We start from the raw sequence: 13,065 nt of genomic DNA on the forward strand, positions 1-13,065 counted from the left end.
CCTGCGCGCATGTTGCTGGCGGCTGGGATGCCTTCAACAAATGTGGTAGGATGAGGCAAGAGTAACACGAATTGAACTATTCGTAACACTCGGTCTACGCGAACTACCCAGAGGTGCTGAGGAGCATGCTCATGATAAACGAAGAGGCGCGCGGCAGCGGCATGCTGTCGCGTCGTGGATTTATAGCGGGTGCAGGTGCTGCGGGTGCCGCGACGTTGCTGAGCGGCTGCACGGCAGGCTCGGGCGAAGGCGGCTCCGCACCTTCCGGGTCTGGTTCCGAAGGAGCTTCTAGCCAGGTGATCGTCGCCATGAACGCGGGAAGCGAGCCCGCGGCAGGGTTTGACCCGCTTGTGGCATGGGGGTGCGGCGAGCACGTGCACGAGCCGCTCATCCAGTCGACGCTCATCACCACGGACGAGAACCTCGAGTTCATTAACGACCTTGCGACGGGCTACAGCTGCTCTGACGATGGGCTGACCTGGACCTTCGAGCTTCGCGACGATGTCGCGTTCACCGACGGGGAGCCGCTCACCGCCTCCGACGTGGCGTTCACGGTGAATTCCGCGATCCAAAGCGACACCTTCGAGGGCGACCTCTCCATGGTGGACGAGGCGGTTGCCGTGAACGATACGGTGGTGGAGTTCCATCTCAACAAGCCCTACAACGCGCTCTTGTACACTCTCGCGGTGCTGGGCATCGTGCCGGAGCATGCCTACGGCGATGGATACGGTTCCGCTCCCATAGGGTCGGGCCGCTACATGCTTGAGCGCTGGGATCGCGGGCAGCAGGCAATCTTCAGCGCCAACCCGGATTACTACGGCGAGCCGCCGCTCATGGAGCGCGTGGTCGTCGTGTTCATGGAGGAGGACGCAGCGCTTGCGGCGGTGCAGGCAGGCGAGGTTGACATCGCGTATACCTACGCGACGCACGCCCAGCAGAGCTTCGACGGCTATGAGCTTGTGAGCTATGCAACGGTCGACTCACGCGGCATCTCGCTGCCCACGCAGCCTGCCGGCGGCACGAAGTCCGAGGGCGGGACGAGCTACGCCATGGGTAACGACGTAACCTCGGACCTTTCGATTCGCCGAGCGCTCACCTATGCTATCGACCGCGATGCGGTAATCGAGAACGTGCTTTCGGGCTATGGCAAGCCTGCCTACAGCGTAAGCGACGATATGCCGTGGTCGAGCGACGACATGAAGGTCGAGCTCGACCGCGACCTGGCCGCGCGCCTGCTCGACGATGCCGGCTGGGCTATAGGCAGCGATGGCGTGCGCGTGAAGGACGGCGTGCGCGCTGCGTTCGACATCTGGTACTCCTCGGATGATTCGGCGCGCCAGGCGATCGCCAACGAGCTTTCCAACCAGTTTGCCCAGATTGGCATAGAGGCGAGCCCGCGCGGTGGCAGCTGGGACGAGATCTACAGCCACCAGTACGAGCAGCCGGTCCTCTGGGGGTGGGGTTCCAACTCGCCCATCGAGGTGTATGCGCTCAACTACTCTACGGGCTGGGGTAACTACGCGTGCTACGAGAACGCGGCGATCGACGCCCATCTCGACGAGGCGCTGGCGCAGCAGAGCATCGAGGATTCCTACGCGTACTGGCAGCTCGCGGCTTGGGACGGCGAAAACGGCTTCGCACCCAAGGGCGCTGCAACGTGGGCGTGGATCGCCAACGTCGACCATCTCTACTTCAAGCGCGAAGGGCTCGTCGTGGCAGACCAGAAGCCGCATCCCCACGGGCACGGATGGTCGCTCGTGAACAACGTGGACCGCTGGGAATGGTCGTGATGCGCTCGGTCGCTCGCGGCGTTGCGCGCTTCGCACTGCTCATGTTGGCGGTGAGCTTTCTGACCTTCCTCTTGGTGGGAAGTTCGCCCATCGATCCCGTGCAGGCCAATGTGGGACAGGCGGCATACGCATCGATGAGCCCGGACCGCAGGGAGCAGCTGGCGGAGCGGTGGGACGCCGACACGCCCGTCGTTGAGCGCTATCTCTCGTGGCTGGGCGACGCCGTGCAGGGGGATCTTGGCGAGAGCCTTCGCTTCAACGAGCCGGTTGTCGAGGTGGTGGGCGAGCGGTTCGCGAGCTCCGCGCTGCTTCTGGCGGCGTCGTGGGTCATCGCGGGCGCCGTTGGCCTTGTACTGGGGGTCGCATCCGGCGCGCTTCGGGACAGCTGGCTCGACCGGCTCGTGCGAGGGTATTGCTATGTGCTCTCGGCCACGCCGACGTTCTGGCTCGCGCTCATCGCGCTCATGGTGTTCGCCGTCTACCTCGGGTGGTTTCCCCTGGGCTTCTCGGTTCCCATCGGCTCTACGGGCGCGGTGCCGCTCACAACGCGTCTCTACCATATGGTGCTCCCCGCGCTGGTGCTCTCGCTTACGGGCATAGCCAACGTGGCGCTTCATACGCGCGAGAAGACCATTGACGTGCTGGGGAGCGATTATGTGCGGTTCGCGCGTTCACGCGGCGAGGGGCTTCGGTCCATCGTCTTTCGCCATGGCTTGCGAAACCTCGTGTTTCCGGCACTTACACTGCAGTTTTCCCAGGTGAGCGAGATCGTGGGAGGCTCCATCTTGGTGGAGCAAGTCTTTTCGTATCCCGGGCTCGGGCAGGCGGCTGTCACGGCGGGCCTTGGCGGAGACGCGCCGCTGCTCGTAGGCATCGCACTCGCCACGGCCGCGCTTGTCTTTCTTGGCAACGCGCTCGCAAACCTGCTGTACGGCGCGGTGGACCCGCGCTTGGGTTCGCGCGTGCGGGAGGAGGTGCGATGACGGTGCGAGAAGATGGCGAGGCACAGCTTTGCCGGCAGGTCGAGGCAGATGCCCCCGGCCTCGTTCAGGATCACGACCACCCGTCGCTCACCGTTTTCCACGAGCCTGCGGCGACGGGGGTGCTCAGCGGCAGGCGCGCCATGCTCGTCATGGCGGCAGGGGTTGCAATCGCGCTCTGCGCGGTCGTTATCGCGGGCATCATGCTTGCCGACGCCGCCTCGACGACGAATTTCGATACGCGCAACCTTGCTCCCTCGCTTGGCCACCCCTTCGGAACCGATTGGATGGGCCGCGACATGCTTGCGCGCACGCTTGCAGGGCTTTCGACCTCGGTTGTCGTGGGGCTCGTCGCCGCGACGGTCTCGTCCGTCATCGCGCTCGCGCTCGCTTCTGCCGCCGCGCTCGGTGGGTCCCGGGTCGACGCTGTGGTGAGCTGGCTCATCGACCTTACGATGGGCATCCCCCATATGGTGCTTCTCATCCTCATCAGCTATGCGCTCGGCCGCGGGACGCTCGGGGTCATGGTTGGCATCTCCGTCACGCATTGGCCGAGCCTTGCCCGCGTGCTGCGCGCCGAGATCCTGCAGCTTCGTGAGCAGCCCTATATCTCCTGCTCGCGCGCGCTCGGCGTATCGCGCTTGCGCATCGCCTTTACGCACGTCATACCCCATGTGCTTCCGCAGTACCTGGTGGGGCTCGTGCTGCTCTTTCCCCATGCCGTGCTGCACGAGGCATCGATTACGTTCCTCGGATTCGGACTGTCGCCCGAGCAGCCCGCCATCGGCGTGATCTTGTCCGAAGCGATGGGTTATCTCACCTCGGGCGCCTGGTGGCTCGCAGTGTTTCCGGGTCTGGCCCTCCTCGCCGTGGTGCTCATGTTCGATCGCGCCGGCGCGCTGCTTCGGCGCATGGTGTCGCCCGAGGGGGTGCAGGGCTGATGCATACCGATGCAGAGTTCCATCATCACCATCGTCATGCCTCGGGATCGCGTCATCCGCAGGGCCGGCACCTTCTCTCCGTCGAGCATCTCTCGGTCGGGTTCAAGATGTACGATCCCGCCGCACCCTATTTTCAAGCGCAGAAGGTTGACGCCCCCGTTATCAAGGACCTTACCCTGTCGGTGCATGAGGGGGAGATGCTTGCGCTTGTGGGGGCGAGCGGCTCGGGGAAGACGCTTCTGGCCGATGCCATCATGGGCTTGTTCGAGCCCAATGCGCGCGTGACGGGGGCCATGTGGTTCGAGGGGCAGCGCTGCGACGCCGCCGACCTTGCGCGTCTGCGCGGGCACGGCATCTCACTCGTGCCGCAAAGTGTGAACAACCTCGACCCGCTCATGCGCGTGGGCGAGCAGGTGGTGGGTGCCTGCGGCCGGGGCCGAGCGGGCAGGGAGCGCCGTAGGCAGCGCGTGGAGCGCATGCGCGAGCTCTTCCGCGCCTATGGGTTGGCGGCGGAGGTCGAGCGCATGTACCCGCACGAGCTCTCTGGTGGCATGGCGCGTCGCGTGCTGCTCATCTGCGCGATCATGGACGATCCGCGGCTCATCGTGGCGGACGAGCCCACGCCGGGCCTCGACATGGATCTTGCCATCCATGCTCTCGACGATCTTCGGTCCTTTGCCGACGGGGGAGGCGGCGTGCTTCTCATCACGCATGACCTAGAGCTTGCGCTCAGCGTTGCCGACCGCGTGGCGGTCTTTCGCGACGGAACGGTGGTCGAGGAGACCGCCTGCTCGAGCTTTGCCGCTCCCGAGCTGCTCGCGCACCCGTTCTCGCGCGCGCTTTGGCATGCCATGCCTGAGCACGGCTTTTCTGCAGTAGACGAAGAGGGGAGAGAGTGATGAGCCTCGAGGCGCGCGATATCTCGTTTTCCTACGTGCCGGGCCGGCCGATTCTTCATGACGTGAACTTGGTTGTCGATCCGGGCGAGCGCGTGGCGCTCACGGCTCCCTCGGGCAGGGGCAAGACGACGCTCTGCCGGGTGCTTTCCGGCTATCTGCGCCCAGATGCCGGAACCGTCCTCGTCGATGGCATTGAGCTGTCGCGCGCCCGCGCCGCTCGTAGCGGCGTGCCTGTGGTGCGCACGCGCGGCGCACGTGCTGCTCGCGACGGCGTGCCTGCGGCGCACGCCCAGGGTGCTTGCGACGGTGTGCCCGCAGCTCCCGGCTCGCTGGGTTCCCGTCTTCGCGGTCCCCGGCCTGTCCAGCTTATCTGGCAGCATCCAGAACAGGCCTTCGATCCGCTTTTGCGTTTAGGTAGGAGCCTGGTCGAGGGAGTGCCCCAGCGAGCAGCTGCCCGTGCGGGTGGTTCCAGCGGGGCGGGGAGCCTTGGCGCCGCCGCGCATTCTGCCACGCATTCCGCCGCCGCGCATTCCGCCGCCGCGCGCCTCGAAGCCGTGCGCGACACCGGCCTGCTTGAGCGCTTCGGGATCCGAGAGGCATGGCTCGACCGCTTCCCGCACGAGCTCTCGGGCGGTGAGCTCATGCGCTTCTGCATCGTGCGGGCGCTCATCGCCGAGCCCCGCTACCTCGTATGCGACGAGATGACCGCCATGCTCGACGCGGTGACGCAGGCGGAGCTCTGGCGCGAGGTGATCGCCATCGCGAACGAGCGGTCGATGGGGGTCGTGCTTGTCTCCCATAGCCCTGCGCTCGTTGACCGTGTTGCCACCCGCGCGTTCTCGCTCGCATAGCGCGAGGACGGGGCCATCCGGCGGCAGGTTCGCGCATGCGGCCCCTGTCGCATATGGTCCCTGACGCATGTGGCCCCTGTCCTCTTTTTCCGCAGAGTGCGCCGACGGGACGTGTGCGGCAGGCAAAGCGGTATCATTGCGAGGAGAAGCAATCGCCTCGATGAGGGAGGGGCATATGGAGGAAGCAGGGCTTGACGTGCGAGTTGTGGACGGCGCCCCTACGGCGCGCATCGCGCTTTCCGGGCGGCTCGACACCGTTTCTGCCCCCGCGTTCCAGGAGCAGGCCCTCTCGCTCGTCGCGGACGCTACCACGTTCGTGCTCGACTGCTCCGAGCTCTCGTACCTTTCGAGCGCGGGGCTTCGCACGCTGCTGCTCATCCATAAGCGCCTCATGGCCAAAGGTGCTCGCCTGGCGCTCGACGGCGTTGTTCCCTCCGTGCGCGACGTGCTCGACCTCACCGGCTTCTCGGGCATCTTCGATGTGCTCGGCTAACCTGCCCGCGCCTGGGCCCCGGGTGCGGCGCCTCGGCCGCGCGGCGCTTGTGTGCGGGGCGTGTGCCATCGTCTTCTACATCGTTCTCGAGGTCTTCCTCAGGGTCCCCGCGTTTAACGGGGCCACGCAGATTCGCCCCGCTTCGGGCGTGGGGCCGGTGCTCGGCCTCTTCTTCGGTGCGCCGGGCATCTTGGGGTGCGCACTCGGCAACCTCGTCTCGGACGCGCATTATGAATCAGCTCCGATCGTCTTGCTCGTTTACTTCGCCGTACAGCTCGCTTACAACGCCATGCCGCGCCTCGCGTGGAGGCGGCTGTTTCCCGAAGACGAGCGCCCCGTCCTCTCGAGCCCCTCGCGCATCATGGCGTTCATGCTGCTCTCGCTTGCCGACGCGGCTCTGGTGACGCTCCTTTTGATGCCGCTCGAGTTTGACGCTATGCAGGCGCTGAACATCCATGCCGTCCGCCTGCTCAACAACTTCTTGAGCCTCATGTACGTGGGGACGCCGCTCCTCTTGGCACTCGGACATCTGGGCAGCCGTCGGACGTCCGCGACGCTCGCTCAGCGCGTGTCGCTCATCATGCTCGCGTTCGCCGTCGTGGCGAGCTTGTCGGTGCTTGCGGCGTTCGTGGCGCCCCAGATGAGGTCCATGATGGCGGAAGACCATTTTGCCGAGGCGGTCGCGATCGTGTACATCGCGCTCGCCGCGATCACCGTTTGCTGCTTTACCACGGCAAGTGCACTGCTCTACCTCGTGCAGGGTAAGCTCGCCCAGCCGATCGACCTGCTCGCGCAGGACGCTCGCTCCTTCGCGGAGCGCTTCGAGGTGCAGGGGCCGCGCGCTGCGGCCGAGGGAGGCATGGACATTGCGCTGCCCGACGAGCGCCCGCTGCCCGAGATCCAAGAGCTCAGGGATGCCTCGAATGCGATGCGGCGCGATTTGGGGCGGAGCGTGCTGGCATCCGAGGAGGCGGCGCGCGAGAGCGAGCGCGTCTCGGCCGAGCTCGACGTCGCGACGACCATCCAGCTCGCCTCGCTGCCGCGTGCGTTCGCGGACCTGGGCGGGGTGCACGCGGCCTCGATCGATGCGTTCATGTGCCCCGCGCGCGAGGTCGGGGGAGACTTCTACGACTGCTTCCCGCTGCCGGGCGACCGGCTCTGCCTGCTCGTGGCCGACGTGTCCGACAAGGGCATGCCCGCCGCGCTCTTCATGATGCGGGCCATGGCCGAGATCCGCGAGTGCATCCGCGGCTCGGTTTCGCTGGGCAAGGCCTTCACGTACGCGAACGCCCACCTCTGCCAGCAGAACGATTCGATGCTCTTCGTCACGGCGTTCGCGTGCGTGCTCGACGCGGTGACCGGCGAGCTCGAATATGTGAACGCGGGCCATATGCGCCCGTGGCGCTTCTGCGGGCTCTTCGAGGACGGATGGCAGGAGGTGCCCGCGGGGCTGCCCCTGGGTGCCATGGACTGGTTCGACTTCGAATCCCGCCGCGCGGCGCTCGTCCCCGGGGAGGGGATGCTGCTGTACACGGACGGAGTCACCGAGGCGCGCAACGCGTCGGGGGAGCTCTTCGGCGACGACCGCCTCGCCTCGCTCGTGCGCGGGGTGACCGCGGACATGGCGGCGCCCGCAGACGCCGCGGCGAATGCGCCGGCGGGCGCGGTGCTCATAGACGCCGCAACCGATGATGCGCCGGCGGCCGCTGCGGGCGCGGAGGGTGCGCCGGCCTCGGCCGATGCCCCTGCGGCGCGGGTGTGCCGCGCGGTACGCGACGGCGTGGAGCGGTTCGCCGCGGGTGCCGAGCAGGCGGACGACATCACGGCCTGCTCGTTCGTGTGGCTGCCGGGCGCCCGTACCGTGGTCGCGGAGCCCTGCGACGAGGAGTGCCCCCGCCTTCAGGCGGCGGCGCGCGCCGCGGCGGGGTCGTGCAGCGCGGGCGTGATCAGCGCGGCGAGCGCCCAGGCCATCGACCTGGTCGTCGAGGAGCTGTTCATCAACATCGTGCGACATGCCTTCCCCGACGGGAACCCCGTGATAAAGTCAATATAAAAATCGACGATCGCGTCACCGTTCCTTCGTCACTGGCGCGACTGCATAACCGTCATTGGCGGCACCGCACTTTCGCCGCATTCGATCACCCCTCCCTCCTCTTGTCGGCCGGCAGGTCCTTGAGCCTGTAGGACCTGCCCGTGATCTTTATCAGGGTGCAGTGGTGGCAGACCCTGTCCGCGATGGCGCCCGCGGTCACCTCGTCTCCGAACACCTTCGACCAGCCGCCTATGCCGACGTTGGTGGTTATGATGGTCGAGCGCTGCTCGTAGCGCGTCGACACCAGCTGGAACATGAGGTCGGCGCCCTGCTCGTCGATGTCGAGGTAGCCCAGCTCGTCGACCACGAGGAGCTTAGAGTGCGCGTAGTACTTCAGCCTGTTCTTGAGTATCCCGCGCGACGAGGCGTCCTTCAGGTCCTCGACCAGCCTGGCGCAGTCGGTGAAGCGCACCTCGCGGCCCGCCTTGACGGCCTCGATGCCGATCGCCACCGCAAGGTGGGTCTTTCCCACGCCCGGGCTCCCCACCAGCAGGACGTTCTCCGCCCCGTCCATGAACCGCAGCGTCGCCAGCTCCTCGACCTTGGCTCTGGGCACGCTCGGCTGGAAGGACCAGTCGAAGTCGGCGAGCGTCTTCACGTACGGGAAGCCCGACGAGCGTATGCGCTGGCGCATGATGCGCTCGCGCCTGGCGGCGACCTCCGCCTGCGTCATCTCGGCCACGGCCTGCGCGAAGTCTCGCTCGCCGTCGGCGACCATGCGCACGTAGTCGGGCATGGCTGCGCACATCCGGTCGAGCTTGAGCTCGGAGAGGTTGGCCCGCGCCCTCATGTAGGGGCTCGATTCGCTCAGCGCCCCCATGCTACTCGCCTCCCAGCCGGTCGAGGAGCTCGAGGTTCGCGCGGGCCGCCTCGCGTATGTCGGAGTCGCCGAACCAGGACTTGCCCGACAGCGCCTCGACGTAGTGCTCCTCCGCGTATACGATAGGACCGGGCGCCGCCGTGTCGTGCACGGCGACCTCCTCCCCGTCGAGCGTCACGCGCACCTGCCCGGAGGGCATCGCGACGACGTTGACCTTCTTGCCGATGCAGGAGCGGGGCACCGACCACTGCCTCCCGGCCGCGCGCACGAGCATGGTCGCGGGCACCTTCTGCACGCTGACGCTGCCGATCATGCCCTGCAGCACGCGCAGGTTCCCGATGGGGCGCAGGTGCTCCTTCTCCTTCATGAACAGCACCGCCGGCGGCAGCCCCGTCGTCTCGTTGGGCTCGGCGTTGCTTCTCGCCTCGATGCGCGCGATCGCGTCGATCAGGCCCTGCTCGCCCTCGAAGTCGTGGTCGTAGGCCAGGAGCCTGTTCACGAAGCGGTTCGAGCTCTCGTCCTTGCCCTTGGTCTGCGGGGTCGACGCCCTGCAGAGCTTCAGCTCGAAGCCGGCCTCCTTGGCGAAGCGCCACGCGCGCTCGGACCTGACGCGCCTGCCGCCCGAGAACGTGACGAGCGCGGCCATGTTGTCGGTGATGGCCTCGTCGGGCACCCCGCCGAACCGCACGAACGTGGAGAGCAGGCAGGCGAGCAGGTCGTCCTCGGTGCGGGTCCTGGAGTAGACGAAGCGGTGCGAGCGCGAGAAGCCGAGGACCGCGCTGAACACGTTGAACTCGAAGACCTCGCCGTTGGCGTCGACCATCCGCAGGCCCTCCTTCCAATCGAACTGCAGCTGGCGCCCCGGCGGCGTCTCGAACCGCGGGTGGGGCTCCGGCGCGGCGGCGGGCGGGCACTCGATCCCCCGTTCCCGGCAGTACTTCGTGAAAGCCCCGTACTTGGGCAGCGCCGCGTCGGGGTGCCGATCGAGCAGGAACTCGTGTATGGCCTTCTTCGTGACCCCCGGCATCGCCGCCTTGCTCTCTATCACGTCTCTGAACTCGTCGAACGCGCTCTCCTTGTCGCGCCTGCGGTCCTCGATCTCCTCTCCCCGGCGCCAGTACTTGGCGACCGTCTGCCTGTGCAGCCCGTACTTCTTGCCGATCTGCGTGAAGTTCGGCTTGATGCCGAGCTGCCTGTACACGTTCAGCTCTCCCATAACATTCCTCTCCAACCGTGCTCCTCCCAACGGTTCCATTGTTGGGGCAAGCATATTTCCGGTAGCGCGGTTGGCGAAAGTGTGGTAGCGCCGATGTCGAGAATGCGGTAGCGCGACTGACGGGATGCGGTAGCCTAACTGTCGATTTTTATGGTAGCGGTATCACCCCGTTCCGGTCCGGGCGCGCTTCGCCTTCGACGAGGCGCGCGGCGCGCTCCACATCGTCCTGGCGGATGCGGGGGTTCCCTTCGATCCCACGGAACCGCCCGCGCCCCGCGTGTCGGGCGATGGCGCGGACCTCGAGCCGGGCGGGCTGGGCATCCTGCTCGTGCGGTCGAAGACGGAGGCGCTCTGGTACCGGCGCGAGGGCGGGTTCAACGTGGTGCACGCCCTCATGAGCGTGGAGCTTTAGGGATGGACGTGGAGCTCTAGGGAGCTCTAGGGCCGACGCCCGCCCGATTCGCCCGCCCGCTTGCGGAGCGCATAGGAGAGGACCGCGGGCGCGTAGGTGGCGAGGGGCAGGGCGAGCCCCGCTGCGCACCATACGCCGGATGCGCTGATGAGCAGGTTGAAGGTCGCGTGGTAGGTGATCGCGGCAGCGAGCAGGCCGAAGATCCCCGTATAGAAGAGCTTGCGCTGCCGGCGCACATACGTGATGCCGAATCCGACGGCGAGCGTGCAGACGCCGTGCATGAGGCTCGTGGCGAGCCCGCGCACGAGCGCCCACGAGACCGAGGCCGCGGCACCGGCGCTCATCATGAGGTAGGCGTTCTCGGTGATGGCGAAGCCCACGCCGCACGAGAAGGCGAGGGGGAGCACGTCGTCGCGGCGGTCGCTGACGGCCAGCGCGTAGACGAGGACGGGGAGCGCCTTCAGGGCCTCTTCGGTGATGGGGGCGACGGAGAGCGAGAGCTCGAGCGAGCTGATGCCGAGCGCCGCGCGTATGAGGCCGTTGACCATGCCGGCGCACACGGTGAGGTACGACCCGATGAGGAGATACGAGATGAGCCATCGCGCCCGCCCGCGAAGCACGGGGAGCATGAGCACGAGCGGCACGGCGAAGCAGATGAAGGCTATTGAAACCATTTGCGCACCCCCATCGCCGCGAGGGGAAGGACGGCGAGCGTCGCCGCGGCGGCGAGCACGCAGGCGGCAAGGTGGCCGATGCCTCCCGAGAGCAGGAGAACGGCCGGTTGGAGCATGCAGAGAGCGAGCATGCAGGCGTTGTAGGGCCGCATGACGCGGATGATGCCCATCTCGATGTCGGGCATGATCAGGTGCTTGGCGGCGAAGTACGACGTGCCCGCGGCCGGTATGAGCGCGGCGAGCGCGAACGGCTCGATGCCCGCGACCGAGCTCAGCGCGCCGGCGATGGCGGCGAGCGCGAGCGGCGCCGCCAGGGCTCTCCAGCGATAGGCGCGCAGCCTGCGTTCGCCTCCGTCGGCGAGGCTGTCGAGCGCCCCGAAATAGGATGAGAAGATGAAGAAGAACATGCCCGCGTAGCCCACGAGGCCGATGGAGAAGCCCGCGGCACCGGTCACGAGGGGCATCGCGCTTTCGGCGGGCCCCGCAAGGACCGATCCCTGCTGGAGCGCGAGCGCGGGAAGGGAGTCCGTGGCAACGATGAGGTCCTTGAGCGCGTCGTAGCACGTGCTCAGCGCATAGCAGGCGACCCCGAACGTCACGATGCGAAAGAAGAGCGGCGTGCCGGCGGTCCTGTCGTGCCATGCGCCGTAGAGGGCGGCGACCAGCGCCGCCGCCCCGATGATGACCGACGCCTGCATGGGCTAGGCGACCTCGTCACGCGCGCCGGCGCGGCGGCGCATGACGGCGTAGCACGCGCCCGCGCCCGCGACGGCGCCGACACCCGCCCCGAGCGCCGCCATGCCGAAGGCGTCACCCGACGCGCCCTCGGTGGTGCCGCTGGCCGAGGTGGAGGCGAGCGCGCTTGCGAGCTGCTCGCTGACGAGCGACTGCTGCTCGACGAGGCTGTCGTACTGGTCGAACAGGTCCTTCACGCTCGTCGAGCCGTCCCCGTCCGCCTGGTTGGCAAGGGCTTCCTCGAGTTCGGCGCGCTTCGTCTCGAGCTGGTCGTTGATGCTGGAGGCGAGTGCCGTGAGGTCACTGATCGTGCTGGACGCGGCATCGCTCTCATCGACGGTTCCGCGTGCGACGGCCTTGAGCGTCTCGTTCGCCGATTGGATCGAGGATTGGGAGCCCTGCAGGTAGGAGTTGTACTGGCCCAAGAAGTCCTGCACGTAGACCATCTGGTTCTGGATGCTTGACTCGATGCGATCCTGCTCTTCTTCGAGCGAGGCGATGACGGTGTCGATCTGATTCTTCGTGACCTTTCCGGCGGTCGCGCTGACCCCGAGGGCCTGGATGCGCGCCGCGAGGTCGGACGAGAGGTCGACGGTGTCCGTGGTTGAGGCCTTGCTGCTTAGGATCCGCAGCTCCTGGATGACGCTCGCGAGTTCCTGCTCCCGTTCCTGCTGCGCTTTGATCTCCTCGAGCTTCTGGGCTGCTTCCTGTTTTGCCTGAAGGGAGAGCTGCATCTGGAGCTGGGCGAACAAAAACTGGGTAGACGCCTGCGAGCTGACGCCGTCGAAGGTATAGCTCGGTGCGGGCCCGTCGGCCGATAGCACGGCGATGGCCGCGTTGACGTTGGCGGTCGTGGGGTCGGCCTCCGCCGCGTCGACGGCGTCCTGGGCCTTGTCGGCGGTTGCCTGTTCGGATTCGACGTTGTCGGCGAGGGCCGAGGCGTCGTCCGCGTAGACGGTCGCGGGGCCCGCGGCCATGGCCGCGGCGAGCAGGCCCGCGGCGGCGAGGCGCCGCCCGCGCCGGATGACGGAGGTGGATAGCATATCTCTCCATTCGCACGGTGGTGGGACGAGACCATTATACCGGACCGTTTTCTTGAGGGCGTTCGGGGCGGCCGGGCCGCCCGGGCGGTCCGGCCCGGTATGGTTACGACTGAGAAAAT

General features: G+C 67.1%; 12 protein-coding genes and 1 pseudogene. 8 read left to right on the plus strand and 5 right to left on the minus strand.

The genetic code is table 11. From position 1 onward, the window contains the following. Nucleotides 1-131: 131 nt before the first annotated feature. The 7 genes from HGEM_RS04105 (at nucleotide 132) to HGEM_RS09705 (ending at nucleotide 8,007) form a co-directional block, all read left to right on the plus strand. Entirely contained in the window at nucleotides 132-1,790 is a 1,659-nt protein-coding gene (locus tag HGEM_RS04105) for an ABC transporter substrate-binding protein (protein ID WP_035100672.1), read from the plus strand. Then, nucleotides 1,790-2,773: an ABC transporter permease gene (locus HGEM_RS04110; RefSeq protein WP_019128143.1), complete on the plus strand. Its 984-nt coding sequence runs from the start codon at nucleotides 1,790-1,792 to the stop codon at nucleotides 2,771-2,773. The genes HGEM_RS04105 and HGEM_RS04110 overlap by 1 nt, the downstream gene beginning before the upstream one ends. Further along, nucleotides 2,770-3,711: an ABC transporter permease gene (locus tag HGEM_RS04115; RefSeq protein ID WP_019128144.1), complete on the plus strand. Its 942-nt coding sequence runs from the start codon at nucleotides 2,770-2,772 to the stop codon at nucleotides 3,709-3,711. Before HGEM_RS04110 ends, HGEM_RS04115 begins: the two co-directional genes overlap by 4 nt. Beyond that, a complete protein-coding gene (locus tag HGEM_RS04120; RefSeq protein ID WP_019128145.1) occupies nucleotides 3,711-4,610 on the plus strand; it encodes an ATP-binding cassette domain-containing protein in 900 nt (299 codons plus the stop codon). The genes HGEM_RS04115 and HGEM_RS04120 overlap by 1 nt, the downstream gene beginning before the upstream one ends. Further along, nucleotides 4,610-5,461 carry an ABC transporter ATP-binding protein gene (locus HGEM_RS04125; RefSeq protein WP_019128146.1) on the plus strand — a complete coding sequence of 284 codons (852 nt, stop codon included), beginning with the start codon at nucleotides 4,610-4,612 and terminating at the stop codon, nucleotides 5,459-5,461. The genes HGEM_RS04120 and HGEM_RS04125 overlap by 1 nt, the downstream gene beginning before the upstream one ends. 175 nt (nucleotides 5,462-5,636) lie before the next feature. Beyond that, nucleotides 5,637-5,954, plus strand: a complete 318-nt coding sequence (locus HGEM_RS04130; RefSeq protein WP_019128147.1) for an STAS domain-containing protein — start codon at nucleotides 5,637-5,639, stop codon at nucleotides 5,952-5,954. Nucleotides 5,955-5,976: 22 nt separating this feature from the next. Further along, on the plus strand, nucleotides 5,977-8,007 hold the full coding sequence (locus HGEM_RS09705) for a PP2C family protein-serine/threonine phosphatase (RefSeq protein ID WP_051008436.1): 2,031 nt from the start codon (nucleotides 5,977-5,979) through the stop codon (nucleotides 8,005-8,007). An 85-nt stretch (nucleotides 8,008-8,092) separates the two neighbouring features. Here HGEM_RS09705 and istB read toward each other — a convergent pair whose 3' ends face one another. Both istB and istA read right to left on the minus strand, forming a co-directional pair. Next, nucleotides 8,093-8,836: an IS21-like element helper ATPase IstB gene (istB, locus tag HGEM_RS04140; protein WP_230197218.1), complete on the minus strand. Its 744-nt coding sequence runs from the start codon at nucleotides 8,834-8,836 to the stop codon at nucleotides 8,093-8,095. Nucleotides 8,837-8,867: 31 nt separating this feature from the next. Next, on the minus strand, nucleotides 8,868-10,082 hold the full coding sequence (gene istA / locus HGEM_RS04145; protein WP_019128150.1) for an IS21 family transposase: 1,215 nt from the start codon (nucleotides 10,080-10,082) through the stop codon (nucleotides 8,868-8,870). Nucleotides 10,083-10,266: 184 nt separating this feature from the next. Between istA and HGEM_RS09970 the strand changes: the two are divergent. Next, a pseudogene (locus tag HGEM_RS09970) lies at nucleotides 10,267-10,494 on the plus strand (ATP-binding protein); the annotation flags it as partial. Between the two features lie 26 nt (nucleotides 10,495-10,520). Here HGEM_RS09970 and HGEM_RS10340 read toward each other — a convergent pair. From HGEM_RS10340 to HGEM_RS09710, 3 genes are read right to left on the minus strand one after another with little or no spacing between them, the layout of a single operon-like run. Continuing rightward, nucleotides 10,521-11,168, minus strand: a complete 648-nt coding sequence (locus HGEM_RS10340) for a PrsW family glutamic-type intramembrane protease (RefSeq protein WP_019128152.1) — start codon at nucleotides 11,166-11,168, stop codon at nucleotides 10,521-10,523. Continuing rightward, a complete protein-coding gene (locus tag HGEM_RS10345; RefSeq protein ID WP_019128153.1) occupies nucleotides 11,156-11,866 on the minus strand; it encodes a hypothetical protein in 711 nt (236 codons plus the stop codon). The genes HGEM_RS10340 and HGEM_RS10345 overlap by 13 nt, the downstream gene beginning before the upstream one ends. 3 nt (nucleotides 11,867-11,869) lie before the next feature. Next, a complete protein-coding gene (locus HGEM_RS09710) occupies nucleotides 11,870-12,946 on the minus strand; it encodes a hypothetical protein (protein WP_019128154.1) in 1,077 nt (358 codons plus the stop codon). Nucleotides 12,947-13,065: the final 119 nt, after the last annotated feature.

This window comes from Enorma massiliensis phI (assembly GCF_000311845.1).
Lineage (GTDB): Bacteria > Actinomycetota > Coriobacteriia > Coriobacteriales > Coriobacteriaceae > Enorma > Enorma massiliensis.

Bases quoted from the DNA above. Each gene is read 5' to 3' on its own strand.
- HGEM_RS04125 (WP_019128146.1), top strand. From the start codon at position 4,610: ATGAGCCTCGAGGCGCGCGATATCTCGTTTTCCTACGTGCCGGGCCGG.
- HGEM_RS09710 (WP_019128154.1), bottom strand. From the start codon at position 12,946: ATGCTATCCACCTCCGTCATCCGGCGCGGGCGGCGCCTCGCCGCCGCG.
- HGEM_RS04110 (WP_019128143.1), top strand. From the start codon at position 1,790: ATGCGCTCGGTCGCTCGCGGCGTTGCGCGCTTCGCACTGCTCATGTTG.
- istB (WP_230197218.1), bottom strand. From the start codon at position 8,836: ATGAGGGCGCGGGCCAACCTCTCCGAGCTCAAGCTCGACCGGATGTGC.
- HGEM_RS04105 (WP_035100672.1), top strand. From the start codon at position 132: ATGATAAACGAAGAGGCGCGCGGCAGCGGCATGCTGTCGCGTCGTGGA.
- HGEM_RS04115 (WP_019128144.1), top strand. From the start codon at position 2,770: ATGACGGTGCGAGAAGATGGCGAGGCACAGCTTTGCCGGCAGGTCGAG.
- HGEM_RS10345 (WP_019128153.1), bottom strand. From the start codon at position 11,866: ATGCAGGCGTCGGTCATCATCGGGGCGGCGGCGCTGGTCGCCGCCCTC.
- istA (WP_019128150.1), bottom strand. From the start codon at position 10,082: ATGGGAGAGCTGAACGTGTACAGGCAGCTCGGCATCAAGCCGAACTTC.
- HGEM_RS04130 (WP_019128147.1), top strand. From the start codon at position 5,637: ATGGAGGAAGCAGGGCTTGACGTGCGAGTTGTGGACGGCGCCCCTACG.
- HGEM_RS10340 (WP_019128152.1), bottom strand. From the start codon at position 11,168: ATGGTTTCAATAGCCTTCATCTGCTTCGCCGTGCCGCTCGTGCTCATG.
- HGEM_RS04120 (WP_019128145.1), top strand. From the start codon at position 3,711: ATGCATACCGATGCAGAGTTCCATCATCACCATCGTCATGCCTCGGGA.